The sequence below is a fragment of the Burkholderia sp. JKS000303 genome (assembly GCF_002563755.1).
Lineage (GTDB): Bacteria > Pseudomonadota > Gammaproteobacteria > Burkholderiales > Burkholderiaceae > Burkholderia > Burkholderia anthina_B.
Genome location: NZ_PDBZ01000001.1, coordinates 3,953,325 through 3,967,682 on the forward strand (window position 1 = coordinate 3,953,325; position 14,358 = coordinate 3,967,682).

10 protein-coding genes are annotated in these 14,358 nt (G+C 68.9%); 1 reads left to right on the forward strand and 9 read right to left on the reverse strand.

The features are described 5' to 3' along the window. Nucleotides 1–52: 52 nt before the first annotated feature. The 9 genes from tssC to tssJ form a co-directional block, all read right to left on the reverse strand. Entirely contained in the window at nucleotides 53–1,570 is a 1,518-nt protein-coding gene (gene tssC, locus BX604_RS18645; RefSeq protein ID WP_098552088.1) for a type VI secretion system contractile sheath large subunit, read from the reverse strand. Then, complete coding sequence (gene tssB / locus BX604_RS18650; RefSeq protein ID WP_098552089.1) at nucleotides 1,563–2,117, reverse strand: type VI secretion system contractile sheath small subunit; 555 nt, start codon at nucleotides 2,115–2,117, stop codon at nucleotides 1,563–1,565. The genes tssC and tssB overlap by 8 nt, the downstream gene beginning before the upstream one ends. Nucleotides 2,118–2,178: 61 nt before the next feature. Next, on the reverse strand, nucleotides 2,179–3,300 hold the full coding sequence (gene tssA / locus BX604_RS18655; protein ID WP_098552090.1) for a type VI secretion system protein TssA: 1,122 nt from the start codon (nucleotides 3,298–3,300) through the stop codon (nucleotides 2,179–2,181). Beyond that, entirely contained in the window at nucleotides 3,287–5,701 is a 2,415-nt protein-coding gene (locus tag BX604_RS18660; RefSeq protein WP_098552091.1) for a serine/threonine protein kinase, read from the reverse strand. The genes tssA and BX604_RS18660 overlap by 14 nt, the downstream gene beginning before the upstream one ends. Nucleotides 5,702–5,760: 59 nt before the next feature. Next, nucleotides 5,761–6,456 (reverse strand): type VI secretion system-associated protein TagF, encoded by a 696-nt coding sequence (tagF, locus tag BX604_RS18665; protein ID WP_179894825.1) that lies wholly within the window; start codon nucleotides 6,454–6,456, stop codon nucleotides 5,761–5,763. After that, on the reverse strand, nucleotides 6,438–10,067 hold the full coding sequence (gene tssM, locus BX604_RS18670; RefSeq protein WP_098552093.1) for a type VI secretion system membrane subunit TssM: 3,630 nt from the start codon (nucleotides 10,065–10,067) through the stop codon (nucleotides 6,438–6,440). The genes tagF and tssM overlap by 19 nt, the downstream gene beginning before the upstream one ends. A 1-nt stretch (nucleotide 10,068) precedes the next feature. Next, entirely contained in the window at nucleotides 10,069–11,388 is a 1,320-nt protein-coding gene (locus BX604_RS18675) for a DotU family type VI secretion system protein (protein ID WP_098552094.1), read from the reverse strand. 15 nt (nucleotides 11,389–11,403) lie between these two features. After that, entirely contained in the window at nucleotides 11,404–12,786 is a 1,383-nt protein-coding gene (gene tssK / locus BX604_RS18680; RefSeq protein ID WP_098552095.1) for a type VI secretion system baseplate subunit TssK, read from the reverse strand. Further along, complete coding sequence (gene tssJ / locus BX604_RS18685; protein ID WP_098552096.1) at nucleotides 12,783–13,298, reverse strand: type VI secretion system lipoprotein TssJ; 516 nt, start codon at nucleotides 13,296–13,298, stop codon at nucleotides 12,783–12,785. The genes tssK and tssJ overlap by 4 nt, the downstream gene beginning before the upstream one ends. Nucleotides 13,299–13,928: 630 nt before the next feature. Here tssJ and BX604_RS18690 point away from each other — a divergent pair. Then, nucleotides 13,929–14,315 carry a TssQ family T6SS-associated lipoprotein gene (locus BX604_RS18690; protein WP_098552097.1) on the forward strand — a complete coding sequence of 129 codons (387 nt, stop codon included), beginning with the start codon at nucleotides 13,929–13,931 and terminating at the stop codon, nucleotides 14,313–14,315. The last annotated feature ends 43 nt before the right edge of the window (nucleotides 14,316–14,358 follow it).

Sequence of the window (14,358 nt, forward strand, 5' to 3'; positions counted from 1 at the left end):
GCGAAATCAGGTTGAATGCCGGGTTGAATGCGGCCCGCATGCCGATGGCCGCTCACTCGTTCGCCGCCTTCGCGGACGGCAGCCGCGAGATGAGTCGCAGCGACACGGTGAGCCCTTCGAGCTGGTAGTGCGGTCTCAGGAAAAATTTCGACGTGTAGTAGCCGGGGTTGTCCTCGACCTCGTCGACGACCACCTGTGCGGCCGCGAGCGGCTTGCGCGCCTTGGTTTCCTGCGACGAATTCACGGGGTCGCCGTCGACGTAGTTCATGATCCAGTCGTTCAGCCAGCGCTCCATGTCGTCGCGCTCGCGGAACGAGCCGATCTTGTCGCGCACGATGCATTTCAGGTAGTGCGCGAACCGGCAGCACGCGAACAGGTAAGGCAGGCGGCCGGACAGCCGCGCGTTCGCGGTCGCGTCGGGGTCGTGATACTCGGCCGGCTGGTACAGCGACTGCGCGCCGATGAATGCCGCGAAATCCGAGTTCTTCCGGTGCACGAACGGCATGAAGCCGTTCTTCGCGAGCTCGGCCTCGCGGCGGTCGCTGATCGCGATCTCGGTCGGGCATTTCTGGTCGACGCCGCCGTCGTCGGTCGGGAACGTGTGACTCGGCAGCCCTTCGACCGCCCCGCCCGATTCGACGCCACGGATCGACGAACACCAGCCGTACAGCTTGAACGAGCGATTGATGTTGGCGGCCATCGCGTACGCGGAATTCGCCCACGTGTAGCGGTCGTGATTCGCGGCGTCGGTGTCCTCCTCGAAGTCGAATTCGTCGACCGGATTGGTGCGTGCGCCATACGGCAGCCGCGCGAGAAAACGCGGCATCGCGAGGCCGACGTAGCGCGAATCCTCCGACTGCCGCAGGCTGCGCCAGGCCGCGTATTCGGTGTTCTGGAAGATCTTGGTCAGATCGCGCGGATTCGACAGCTCCTGCCACGAATCCATCTGCATCAGCTCCGGCGACGCACCGGCGATGAACGGCGCATGCGCGGCCGCCGCGAGCTTCGACAGCTCGCCGAGCATCTCGACGTCCGGCGGGCTGTGATTGAAGTAGAAGTCGCCGACGAGGCAGCCGAACGGCTCGCCGCCGAACTGCCCGTACTCCTCCTCGTAAATCTTGCGGAACAGCGGGCTCTGGTCCCACGCGACACCCTTGTAGCGCTTGAGCATCCGCGCGACCTCGTTGCGCGACGCCGGCAACGCCTTGATCTTCAGCAGTTCGTCGGTCTCGGTATGCGTGACGAGGTAATGCAGGCCGCGCCACGCGCCTTCGAGCGTCTGGAATTCGTCGTGATGCAGGATCTGGTTGATCTGCTCGGACAGCTTCCGGTCGATCTCCGCGATGATCTGCTTCACGCTGCCGTACGCGTCGGTCGTCATGCCGACCGTATGTTCGAGCGCCTGCTGCGCGAGCGTGCTCACCGCGCGCTCGACCGACTCGCGCGCCTCGGCCGTCTTCGGCTTGAACGCCTTCTGCAGCAGCGCGGCGAATTCGCCGGGCGCGGTGGCCGGCGCCGCAGTGCTGCGGGCGTCGCGTGCATCGGCGCGGGATTGGGCGGGATCATTCATCGCGGGCCTCCGGTTGGGTCGCGTCGCCGCCCTGCGCGTCGGGGCGCGGCTCGCGCACCAGCGTCTTCAGCAGGTCGGGGTCGTTGATCGCGCGTTCGATCAGTTGCTCGGCGCCGTGCTTGCCGTCCATGTACGACAGCAGGTTCGACAGCTCGGTGCGCGCATCCAGCAGCCTGCGCAGCGCATCGACGTTGCGCGCGATCGCCGCCGGCGAGAAATCGTCGATCTGCTCGAACGTCAGGTCGACGCTGAGCATCCCTTCGCCGGTCAGCGTGTTCGGCACCTGGAACGCGACGCGCGGCGCGACCGACTTCATCCGTTCGTCGAAGTTGTCGATGTCGACCTCGAGGAACTTGCGCTCCGGCAGGTCCGGCAGCGGTTCGGCGCGCTTGCCCGCCAGGTCCGCGATGACGCCCATCACGAACGGCAGCTGCACCTTGCGCTCCGCGCCGTAGGTCTCGACGTCGTACTCGATCTGCACGCGCGGCGCCCGATTGCGCGCGATGAACTTCTGTCCGCTGCCTGCCGCCCTGGTTCTGTCCGTCATCGTCCGCTCCTTCACATCGATCAGATTGCGTGTACGTCGCCGCCGCGTGGCGGCTCCTGCCTCATTCGCTCCGTTCGCCGCTCAGCAGGTCCAGCTTCGGCAGGCTCTCCGGAGCGAGATCCCGGATGATTTCGTAGAAGTCGAGCGCGAGCAGCCGCTGCGCGCGCCGCAGCAGCAGCGGCGCCGGGTGGCTCGGCTCGTGCAGTTCGAAATAGCGGCACATCTTGTCGAGGCCGGCGCGTACGTCGTCGCGACTCGTGACCTCGGCATCGCGCCACGCCTGCCCGTTCGGCACGGTTGCCGGGGCCGACACGGCTTGCGCGACGCCGGATGCGGCCGGCGTCGAACCCTCCGGTGCGGCCGGCTGCTGCACCGCCGGCGCGGGTTCCGTTACCGGCACTTCACGGGCGATGCGTTGCAATGCTTTCTCCGTATCGCTCGCATCCGGCGACCATTCGCGGCCGAGCCGGTCCGTCACGCGCGCGCGGATCGCGTCCAGCGCGCGCAGCGCGGCATGCACGGCATCAATCGGCACGCGGCCGTCGTCGCCCGCGCTCGACAGTGCGACGACCAGGCTGCCGACGCCGCCTGCCGCCGGGCCGCCCGCTTCGTCGCGGCCGTCGAGCGCGCGTTCGGCATCGCGCACGCTCGGGCCGCCGTCGAACAGCGGCTGACGCCGTGCCGCCCGCGCACACTCGTGCGCGCCGGCGACATCGGCGAGCGCAGTCATCCGCGGTGTCGGGTCGGGTTCGCCGTCGGCGTCGAGGCGCGGATGAAGCTCGTCCCACCAGCGCTCGAGCAAGCCCGCGACGACCGCGAGCCCGTCCGCGTAGCCGGGAATGCCGTGCTGCTCGGTCCAGCTGCGCGCGAGATACGCGGCAACGCGCAAGTCCTTCGTCCGCTCGCCCAGCGCGAGTGCGAGGCGCTCGACCGCACGCCAGTCGGGCGTCTCGGCCGGAATCAGGGTGTCGCCGTACTGCTGCTCGGCGCGCGGCGTCGCCCGCTGCTGAAGCTGCATGAACTCGGCGTCGTATTCGAGGTTCGCGCCGCACGGCGCATCGGGCGCGACCTCCGCGAGCAGCCGACCGATCAGGTCGGCGCGCGGCGTCGCCGACAGGCCGGGCGATGGCGAGGACGACTCGGCGGCGGCCAGCGCCGCCTGGCTGACGTCATTCGAATGCATAGTCGATGTTGACCGGTTTGCTGCCGAAGTCGATCGCCACGGTGCGGTGCAACGGCGGCAGGGAACCGTTGCGGATCTCGATCTGATAGACGCCCGGCGTCAGCGACACCGAGCGCAGCGGCGGGCTCGCGCCGCGCCGTGCGCCGTTCACGTACACGTCGCCCCACGGACGCACGTTGAAGCGCACCTGGACGGTTTCCTGTTTCGGTGGACGCTGCTCGGTGGCCTGGGCGTTGACCGCGGCGACGGCCGTGTCGGCGTCCGATGGGGATGCCGGGGCGGTCGCCGGCGCCGCAGCCGCTTCCGACGGCGGCACGTTGACGACGCGCTCGGACGCGTCGAGGCTGCCGGCCGGCGCGATCGTCGAGCCGGAGCCGGCTTGCGACGGCATGGCGGACGCGACGTCCGTGGCGGTCGTCGCAACCTGCGGCGCGGAGCCGGCGGCCACGACGGCGGGCGCGCTGGCGGGGGCGGCAGCCAGCGACGGCGGCGGCACATCTGCGGACGATCCTGCCGGCAGGCTCGACGGCGGCACGACGATCGGTGTCGGGCCGTGCTGCGCGAGTGCCGTGTCCGACGCACCGGCCGAAGGCGCGACGCCCGCCTGTGGCTGGCTTGCGCCGGCTTCCGGTTCGCTTGTGACTTTCGCGGGGCGCGACAGATAGGTCGCGGCGATACCAACGACGATCAGCGCTGCCAGCGCGCCCCCCACGTAGGTCGGGATGCGCCGGTTGCCCGTCCGGGTGAACGACGGGCGGCGTGGCGTGCCGGCCGGAGGTGATGCGCCCGCCGAGGACGTCGATGTGGATGCGCCAGCCGTGCCAGCCGTGCCAGCCGTGCCAGCCGTGCCAGCCGTGCCAGCCGTGCCAGCCGTGCCAGCCGTGCCAGCCGTGCCAGCCGTCGACTCCGCCGTTCCGCTCGGGTTCCCGATATCCGTTGCATCGCGCTGCCCGATGCCTGCGCCTGCGCTTGCCGATCGCATGCCGGCGTCGTCGTGCGCCTTCGTCTTCGACGCTGACCGCTCATCCCGCGGCGCGTTCTTTGCGCGTTCCGCCTCGTCTTCACGCCCGTCGGGGTGTCCCGTTTTCGCGGAAGTCGGCGACGTTTGCGATACGGACGAAGAAGCGGATAACGCCCCCACCCCGGCTGCCGCAGCCGCAGTGACCTTCGACGCCGACGACGCGCGGTCTTCAGGCTTGTCTCCAGCGACAGCAGGCGCGGCAGATTCCGTGTCCGGCGTGTTCGACCGACTTTCCGGCTGCTCGGGCTGCGCCCCTCGCACATCCGCTGTTGCATTGCCCGACGCCGTCCCGCCTTCACCGGCCGACGCCGACGCCTTCGTCGCACCAGCAGCCGACGCATTGCCCGCCGCGGCAGCCGCCTTCCCCTCCCCACCTTCCCCCGCATCCCCAACCGGCGGCGCCACGGCCGCACCATACCCGCCACCCGTGCGCTCGAGATCCCGCAACCCGAGTTCCGCAGCGAACGCCGCGACCGACTCGGGCCGGTCCGGGATCCGCAACTGCAGCGCGTGATCGATCGCCGCGAGGAACGCCGGGCTGTACACCTCGCCGGCCGGCAACTCGCGCGACGCGAGCGGCCGGTACGTGTCCTTGATGCTGCGCACGACGGCCGCCGGCGGCAGTTCGCCGGTGATCATCGCGTGCATCACCGCGCCGAGCGCATAGAGATCCGTCCACGGCCCCTGGCTGAAAGCGGGATCGTCGGTGTACTGCTCGATCGGCGCGTAGCCGGGCTTGATCATCATCGCGCCGTCGTCGACGAGATCGCCGATCCGTTTGCGCGCCGCGCCGAAGTCGAGCAGGATCGCGCTGCCGTTCGGGCGGATCAGCACGTTGTCGAGCGCGACGTCGCGATGAAAGCATTGCGCGCGATGCAGCGTATCGAGCGCGCCGAGCAGCGCGCCGACGATGTTGCGCAGTTGCGTCTCGCTCATCCGCATGCCGCTGTCGAGCAGTTGCTTGAGCGTGCGCCCTTCGTAGAACGGCATCACCATGTACGCGGTGCCATGGCTCTCCCAGAAGTGCAGCACCTTGACGAGCCCCGGGTGGTCGAATTGCGCCAGCAGGCGCGCCTCGTTGAGGAACGCGCCGCGTCCGGCGTCGAACGCCTGCGCGAACCGCTCGGAGCGCAGCGACACCGTGTAGTCGCCGCCGCGCGTCGCGAGCATCGACGGCATGTACTCCTTGATCGCGACCGCGCGCCGCAACGTGCGGTCGAATGCGCGATAGACGATGCCGAAACCGCCGATGCCCAGCACCTCGTCGAGCTGCAGCTCGCCCAGCCGATGACCGAGCGGCAGCGGCCGCACCGTGAATTCGGGCGCGTCGCCACGGGTCGCCGTGTCGTGCTCGTTGTCTCTCGATACAGGGTCCTTCATGTCTACCTCGCGATACCGCATCCGTGTTGCCCGCGTTGCCTGCCGTCGATCGCCGGCCATCAGCCGTCGCCGAACAACGTCAGGAACAGCGCGTTGTCGGGCGTGCCCGTATGCGCATGCGTGCGCAACGGCGATCCATCGGCACGATTGGTCCACCAGAAGCTCGTCCCGCCGTGCGGATCGAAATAGCCCGACAGGCCGGGCCATGCGGCGAGCGCCGGCCGCTGCGGCAGCGTCGCCGGCAGCCCGTCGACGCGTTCCGCCAGCGGCGCACTGCCCGCAGTAAGCCGCACACGGTCGAGCGTCTGCTCGAGATCGACCGGCGCGCGCGCATGCCGGATCGCGTCGAGCAGCGCATGGCCGATCTGCCAGTAGAACGCGTCCGCGGCATCCGGCAGCCCGTTCCAGTAGTCGGCCGCCGGCATCGGCAGCGTGACGATCACCGGGTAGTAGCGCCCGACGCGATCGCAGCTCGGGGCGAGACAGCCGGCCTGCACGCACGACGCGCCGGTGCCCGCCGGGATCAGGAAATTCCAGACTGGCGCGACCGTGTAGTGGCGCGCGATCTCGTCCGGGCCGCGCTGGCGCATCGCGGCCATCCCCTGCTGAAGCCAGCGTTCCCACCAGAGCGCGAGCGCATGCGGCAGCCGGCTGTTCACGAAGTCGCCGGCGCCGGGAATCTTTCCGTACCAGGCCGGGGCGTCGCCATCGGCGCGCGTGAGCGGCGGGATGCGGCTCATTGCTTCGGAGGGCATGTAAAGGACTCCATCTGGGGCAGCCTGAACGGATTGCGCACACTGCCGGCACTCACCTGCAGCACGAGCGGTTTGCCGTCGACCGTGAAGCGGGCGATCATCTGGTCCGAGCCGCGCCCGGCCGACACGGCCGCGCGGTCGAACAGCCGGTGCAGCGCCCACGGTCCGTCGGTGGTGAAGCCATCGGTTGCGCCGGCCTGCCCCGACACCTGCAGCCGCACCTGGTTGCTGCCGCGCGGGCCCGGCCAGTCCACCGCGCTCTGCACGAGCGGGCCGTGCGCATAGCGGACGATCTGGCCGTCGACGTCGAGCACCATCTCCGTGATCGACGGGTCCATTTCGAGCGGCTGGATCTGCACCTTCAGTTGCGCCGTACGCGCGCCGCCGCCGAAATAGACATCGCGGATCACAGCGGCCTTCTCGAACGACGACAGCATCGCCGTCGCCGCCGGATCGGCATCCGCATTGCGGTTCGCGAAACGCCACGGGTGCGACGTCGTATCGACGATCGACTGCAGGTTCTTCTGGAAGAAATCGTCCATCAGGCCGCCCGGCGCGAACATCTGCGCGAAATCCGCCGGTGCGACGTCGCGCGACGCGCCGCGCGCGAACGGATAGCGGCCCGCGATCGCCTGCCGGCAGAAATCGCCGACGTTCGCGCCGGCCCGTTGGGCGACGCTGCGCTGCTCGACGGTCGCGACGCTGCCGTTCGCGACGTTCGACAGGTCGTCCAGCACTTCGCGGAACGGCGTGGGCAACCGCCCGGCCTGTGCGCGCAGACGCGCGGGGGCGTCGGACGGCGGCGGCTGTGCGCCGCTGCGCAGCGCGTCGTCGGTGGCCGTCAGGTACGTATAGAGCGCGTCGATCGACTTCAGCACCGCGTCGAACGCCTGCGCCTGGTCGCCGCTGCCCGGCGCGAACGCGCGCAGCCCGGCGAAGTGGCTGTCGACCACCTGCTCGGGGCTGGCGGGCGCCGCCGCGGACGGATTCGCGTCGCTCGCGCCCTGCCCGGCGAAGATCTGCGACAACGAGCTGCGCGCCTCGTCGACCTTGTCCTGTGCGCGCGACGCGAGCGTGGGCGCGCCGCCCGGCGCATCGCCGAGCGCCGTATCGCGCGCGAGCGCGACCATCAGCCGCGTGAGCGGCGAATCCGCCGACGACAGCGCACGCGCGACCTGGATGCTCTGCGCGAGCGTCGCCGTGTGCTGCAGCTTGATGTCGGCGAGATAGTCGTCCCAGATCTTCAGGTAGTCGTTCAGGTACAGCTGACGGATGTCGCGCGTCCATGCGCCGGCGTCGTTCGGCCCGGGAATCTCGGACAGCCCGAGGTTCAGCACCCACACCTCTTCGCGTCCGTACGCGTCGACTTCGCTGGCGAGGCGCGGCGAGAACACGTTGCGATAGCCGTTGCGCGTATACAGGCCCGGCACGCCTTCCGACAACGGCTTGCCGCTCTGCCGGCGGAACACCAGCGACGCATCCGGCCCGACCGCGCGCGCGACGCTGAAGTCGAACGCGGACGTTGCCGGCCGCAGCGTGCGCGTGAGCTGGCGGTACAGCCGCTGCGAAAACGGCACCTGCCGCAGCCGGTCGCGCACGTCGGCCACGAGCCGCTCGTTCATCGGATACGGCGACACCGCCACCCGGTTGCCGAACAGCGCGGCGAGATGCGCGCGCAGCGCCGCGCGTTCGGCCGGCGAGAAATCGGGCGGCAGCGCGCGTTCCATCTCCAGGTCGACGACGGCCTGCACGAACGCCGGATCGTAGTGCGCGCTGTCGTACAGCATCAGGTACGCCTTCAACGCCGCATACGCGTAGTCGGTTTCGTCCGGCCGCGCGTCGCGCAGCGCGGCCTCCATCCGGCTCGCGGCGATCGGCAGCAGCACGTCCTCGAGCGCGCGCCGGTACACGGCGTCGACGGCCTCGTCGATCTTCTCGCCCTGAAAGAGCCCCCAGCGATACGCGAGCGGCGGATGCGCGCGGTCGACGCCACCGGCATTCGCGAGCCCGCCGAGCGCGTCGAGCACGGGCAGCAGCCGCGCGATATCGGACGCATCGGAGAATTTCGCGCCGGCGATCTGCGAGTCGACCGCGGGCACGCGCTGTGCGATCCGGTCGAGATACGCGCGATTGTTCGCGTAGCTGCGCAGCCAGGCGGCCAGCACGGCCACGCATACGATCGCGAGCAGCACGTAACCGGCGATCTGCAGCACGCGCCGTTTCTGATGCCAGCGCAGGTCGCTGCCGGCGAGCGCGGCTTCGCGGAAGATGTGTTCCTGCAGCAGCGACTTCAGGAAGAAGCTGCGCCCGGTCGAGCCGACCTGCGCGACCGGCGGCACGCCTTCGATCTTCAGGAAACGCTTGATGCCGCTCATCACGCGGTCGAACGCGGTGCCTTCCTGCGTGCCGCTCGTCAGGTAGACGCCGCGCAGCATCGGCATCGGCTCGAAGCTCGACACGGAAAACACTTCGGCGACGAACTGGCCCAGCATGTCCTGCAGATCGGCGACCTGCTGCGGCAGCAGATACGCCATCTCGCGCTGGCGTGCATCGGTCTGCGTCGCGAGCAGCTCGGGCAGACCGTCGTTCAGCCGCTGGTGCAGCAGCCGGTATTCGCGGTCGAACGCGGCGCGCAGGTCGAAGCCCGGCGCCTCGCTCTGCGCGAGCGGGAACGTGAAGCCCCACACCTGTGCGCATTCCGCGCGGCCGAAGCCGCCGAAATACTCGGCGAAGCCGGCCAGCAGGTCGGCCTTCGTCACGAGCAGGTAGACGGGGAACCGGATGCCGAGCTGCGCGCGCAGCTCGAGCAGCCGCTTGCGCAACACCATCGCGTGCTGCGTGCGCTCGGCCTCCGACGCACCGACCAGGTCGGCGACGCTGATCGTCAGCATCGCGCCGTTCAGCGGCTGGCGCGTGCGGTACTTCTTCAGCAGCTCGACGAAACCCTTCCACTCGGCTTCGTCCAGCGCGCGATTGCCCTCGTGCGTCGTATAGCGGCCGGCCGTGTCGATCAGCACCGCGTCGTTCGTGAACCACCAGTCGCAGTGCCGGGTGCCGCCCACGCCGCGAATCGCCGCACGGCCGAACTGCTCGGCCAGCGGAAAACTGAGCCCCGAATTGACCAGCGCGGTCGTCTTGCCCGAGCCCGGCGCGCCGATGAACACGTACCACGGGAGTTGATACAGATACTGGCGCGACATCCGGTCGAACCAGTGTGCCACCCCCTTGCGCGCGGTATCGGCCTGCCCGAAGCGGACTTTCTTCAGCAGCGTCGCGGCCTCGTCGAAGCGGCTGCGCAACTCGTCGAGCTGGGCCTTCGCCGGATCGTCGGCGGTGGCCGGCCCGGGCGTGGCTTCGCGCAACTGGTTCAGCAACTGCGCGTTCAGGCGGCTCGCGTGCCAGCTTCGCCACGCCACGCGTGCGCCCCACGCGACGAACAGCACCGCGATCGTCACGCCGCGCGCCCAGCCGCTCTCGAGCGGCCGGACGTCGGCGAACGCGAACAGCGGCCCGGCGAGCCACACGAAGCAGGCGAGCACGACGAGACCGGCGAAGGTCCAGATCTCCCGCGACGGCAACGGCCGGACGAAACGCGCGACAGCCTGGTTCATGTCAATGCGCTCCCGGCGTTGCGCCGACGGCTGCGCTGCCGGGCGCCGGCAGCAGCGTGATCTCGACGCGCCGGTTCAGCGCACGGTTCGCAGGCGTATCGTTCGGCGCGACCGGGTCGAGCGTGCCGCGCCCCTCGGCCGCGAGCCGCTCCGGATGGTCGAGGCGCGCGGCGAGCATGCTGCGCACGGCTTCCGCGCGTTCGCGCGACAGGTCCCAGTTCGACGCGAAACGTGCCGTGTGCACCGGCGTGTCGTCGGTATAGCCGGTCACGCGCACGTTGCCGGGCACCTGGTTCAGTGCATCCGCGATCCGCGCGAGCACCGGCGCGTAACGATCGATCACCGACGTCGAGCCGGACTTGAACAGCCCGTCGCCGCGCAACACGATCACGCTGCGATCGGCGTCGTCGCGCACCGACACGAGGCCGGCCGCGATCTCGGGCGCGAGGAACTTCGCGATACGCGGCGCCGGTGCCGGGCGCGGCGGCGCCTGCGCGGGCTGCAGCTTCGGCACGTGCAGCGCGTCGATCGACGCGAACAGTTGGTCCGAATGTCCGGCAAGCGCGATGCGCAACCCGACGAACCCGCCGAACCCGATCAGCAGCGCGAGCGCCACGCACACCCACAGCGGCACGACGAAGCGGCGCGCCACGTCGCGCGTGACGACATCGCGCCAGTGCGGCGACAGCGCGGGATCGAATTCGCCGCGTACCGACCGGATCGTGTGGGCCAGCTTGCGGCGCAGCGCATCGAGCTCCGCGTGGCCGTTGTCGAGCACCCGATAGCGGCCCTCGAAGCCGAGCGCGAGACAGAAATACAGCAGCTCCAGCAGGTCGAGGTGCTGGCGCGGCTGCTGGGACAGGCGTTCGAGCAGGTGGAAGAACTTCTCGCCGCCCCAGGTTTCGTTGTGGAACGACACGAGCAGGCTGTGGGACGACCACACGCTGCCGCCCCACGGCGTCAGCGCGGCCGCTTCGTCGAGCGCCGTGCACAGGCAGTAGCGCGCGCCGATGATCGCCTCCGACGGCACGCCGGCTTCCTGCGCGCGCGCCTCGAACTGGCGGATCTCGACGACGAGATGCTCGCGCAGCCATGCCGGGTTCGGATGATGGACGGTGGAACGGATCTGCGGCACGAGATTGAGCAACGGGTTCGCGGCCGCGACGAGCGGGTTCGTGCCGCTCGCGGCCCAGCGGCCCGGCCGCGGCTGCTGGGCCGTCGGCCCGGCCGCGCCGGATGCGGCGGCCGGATGCGTGCCGCCCGGATTCGGCGGCACGAATCCGCCGGCGCCGGCGGAGATCGAATCGGAGGAAGAATTCATCGCGCTGCCCCGCCCTCACCCGCGGATCGCCCAGAACTCCATCGAGAGCCCCGGGAATTCGCCGGCGAAATGAAATGCGAGACCGCCGGAGCGCGCCAGCTGCTTCCACAGGTCGCTGCCCTTGTCGATCTCGAAATAGGTGTGCCCCGCGTGGTACGGGATCTGCCGCGGCGCGACCGGCAACTGGCGCATCGTGATGCCCGGCAGCTGCAACTGCACCAGGTCGCGGATCCGCTCGACCGGGCCGAGCTTCGCCTGCGCGGGAAACCGCGCGCGCAGGCTGTCGGCCGGCACGTCCGCGCGCACCGCGAGCACGAAGCCGGCCGTATCGCGCAGCGCGGGATCGGCGAGCGTCGCGACCCGGATGCCGTTGCCCGCGTCGCGCAGCTCGATCTGGATCGCGTTTTGCTCCAGCACCGTCGACAACGACCGGCGCAACTCCGTCATCAATTCGGCGAAGCTCGTGCGCAGGTCGTCGTGCACGTAGACCGCGAGCGATTGCGGACGCCGGCCGGCCGCCGTGAACGTGCTGAGGTCGCAGGCGAGCTTCAGCCAGTCGCAGAACAACACCTCCGGATGCGTCGCGACGTCCTGCTGCACATGCCAGGTCAGCGCCAGATAGCGGTTCACGAGCTGCAGCAGCAGGAAATCCGCGACTTCCGACACGCCGCCGCGCCCCGGCTCCGACAGGCGCTCGGCCAGCGCGTCGCTGCGCTGCGTGAGCAGTCCGTGCAGTTCGCGCGTGTACGCCAGCAATGCGGCGTCGCGCTGCGCGACGAGGCGCGGCGGAATATAGCCGTCGTCGACGAGCAGCCGCGCATCGGTGCGCCGCTCGACGATCCGCACGACGCCGAGCGCATGCCAGTCGCCGGTCAGCTCGGTGTCGAGCATCAGCCGGACGTTCAGGCGCCCCGTCTGCAGCAACGCGGGGCCCAGCGCGACCGCGTTCGCATCGGCCACTTCGTATTCGCGCACGACGTAGCGCGCAGCGTCCGGATTGCCGCTGCCGCCCGTCTCGGCGCCGAACGACACCTCCTCGCCGCCGCCGCGCCACAGCGGCAGCGCCAGCACGACCAGCTGGTCCTTCACATCGGCCCGCACGTCGAGCGGTTCGGGGAGATCGTCGGGATGCGACAGATCGAACGGCGTCCCGTCGCGCATCACGCCGGCCGCCGCGCGCAGCGCGACCTTGCCGAGCGCGAGCTGCTCACGGTCGATCTCGAGCGAGTCGAAGCCCCAGTAGAACCCCTGCAGCGGCAGGCAGCGCAGCGCGACGTAGCGTTCCCAGTGCCGCTCCAGCTGCTGGAAATGCTGCGGCCGCAGGAACATCCCTTCGGTCCAGACCACGCGCTGACGCAGTGCGGCGACCGGCGTCGCGGACATCGTCGGCTCCGTCATGGGCGCCCTCCCGCGTCGTTCAACGCGAGACCGCCGTTCCTGACCGCGATCGACAGCTTCAACTCGCCGGGCGAGGTCTGCCAGAACTTGTAGACGTTGAGCTGCTTCGCGCGCGGCAGCGGCACCGTCAGGCGCCAGCGGTTCTTGTCGAGCATGCGGTACTCGGCGACCACGCCGATCGCGCCGGCCTCGACATTGCCGCGGTAGTGCAGCGTGCGCGACTCGCCCGGCCGCAGGATCACGCGGTCGGTGCCGAGCAGGTCCGCACCGAGAATGTTCTCGGGCTTGTCCTGGAGCGAGAAGAAGTCCGCACCGTTGAACGCCGACGCCGCACGCAGCTGGAACACCTTCAGCACGATCGGCGACGGCTTGCGGTTGAGGTCAGGATTGACGTCCGGCGCCACGTCGACCGTGATCGCATACGGCACCGCGGCGGCACGCTCGGTGGCGCCGCATCCGGGCAACAGCAATGCACATCCCAATACGATGAACCCGCTCGACCGCCATCGCATATTTCACCCTCGCAGCCCAATAATCCCCCGCCGATTTTCGCGCTCGAAATCGGAGATCCGGATTAAAAAGGGACAATTAATTGACCGGTAATTATGCAACTCTCGCACCCTTCCATTCGAATTTAAATCGGCAATTTGTTCTTGAGAAAAGCCGGGTCAAATCTCCAATCATGGACCGGGATCGAACCTGTGGAGATGTCGATGGATTGAATTGATTTCGGTCATTTTTAGAAGACGTGTTGATTCGACCGGCGCGCCGCGGCGGCCCGGTTCGGTGGCACGGATACTTGCTGCATGGGCGCGCAACCCAGGCCCGCTGCCCCTGAGCGACGGCTGGTTCGCGCCTCGCGGGTCGTGCCAGGCTGTTTGCGTTGGGCGAATGGATGGCCCGTTTTTCCGGCCATTGACGGGCGCCGAGCAAACAACTGACGAATCCCAAAATCACAGCGAACTATAGAAGCCAATTTATGGATTAACAAGTCTAAAACTTGCAATTGATTTGAGTGCTAACTCCAACACAATTTCCCAAATGAAACAAAAAGTAACGGAGAAGATCGGCGGCATGATTGGCACTAGAATCCAACAGCGTTTGTATGTCACCTTCCAATTACGCAAATATTTCATTTCAAAATGAAAGGCCGTTCATCGCTTGTGATTATTCTCGGGGCCTTGCTGCTGGGAATCGGCGGGTGCAGCACGTCCCCCACGCAGTCGGCGGCGCGCGGCGCGCTCGACAGCGCGCGCGCCGCGTATGGCGCCGGCGACTACGGACGCACGATCGCGATCCTGAGCCGCACGAAGGAGATCGACGGGGCCGACACCGACACGCAGGTCGCCGCGCACAAGCTGCTCGCGTTCAGTTACTGCGTGACGAACCGCATCACGCAGTGCCGCGCCGAGTTCTCGAAGATTCTCGACCTCAACCCGCGCTTCGACTTGTCCCCCGCCGAGAAGGGACATCCGATCTGGGGGCCCGCGTTCGAATTCGCGCGCCGCAGACATGCGTCGTCATCCTGACCGAACCGGTGTCCCCGCGAGCGCTTCCTCATCGAGCGACGCA

Excerpts from the sequence above, each read along its gene's own strand:
- tssC (WP_098552088.1), bottom strand. The coding sequence starts at position 1,570 with ATGAATGATCCCGCCCAATCCCGCGCCGATGCACGCGACGCCCGCAGC.
- tssB (WP_098552089.1), bottom strand. The coding sequence starts at position 2,117 with ATGACGGACAGAACCAGGGCGGCAGGCAGCGGACAGAAGTTCATCGCG.
- tssA (WP_098552090.1), bottom strand. The coding sequence starts at position 3,300 with ATGCATTCGAATGACGTCAGCCAGGCGGCGCTGGCCGCCGCCGAGTCG.
- BX604_RS18660 (WP_098552091.1), bottom strand. The coding sequence starts at position 5,701 with ATGAAGGACCCTGTATCGAGAGACAACGAGCACGACACGGCGACCCGT.
- tagF (WP_179894825.1), bottom strand. The coding sequence starts at position 6,456 with ATGCCCTCCGAAGCAATGAGCCGCATCCCGCCGCTCACGCGCGCCGAT.
- tssM (WP_098552093.1), bottom strand. The coding sequence starts at position 10,067 with ATGAACCAGGCTGTCGCGCGTTTCGTCCGGCCGTTGCCGTCGCGGGAG.
- BX604_RS18675 (WP_098552094.1), bottom strand. The coding sequence starts at position 11,388 with ATGAATTCTTCCTCCGATTCGATCTCCGCCGGCGCCGGCGGATTCGTG.
- tssK (WP_098552095.1), bottom strand. The coding sequence starts at position 12,786 with ATGACGGAGCCGACGATGTCCGCGACGCCGGTCGCCGCACTGCGTCAG.
- tssJ (WP_098552096.1), bottom strand. The coding sequence starts at position 13,298 with ATGCGATGGCGGTCGAGCGGGTTCATCGTATTGGGATGTGCATTGCTG.
- BX604_RS18690 (WP_098552097.1), top strand. The coding sequence starts at position 13,929 with ATGAAAGGCCGTTCATCGCTTGTGATTATTCTCGGGGCCTTGCTGCTG.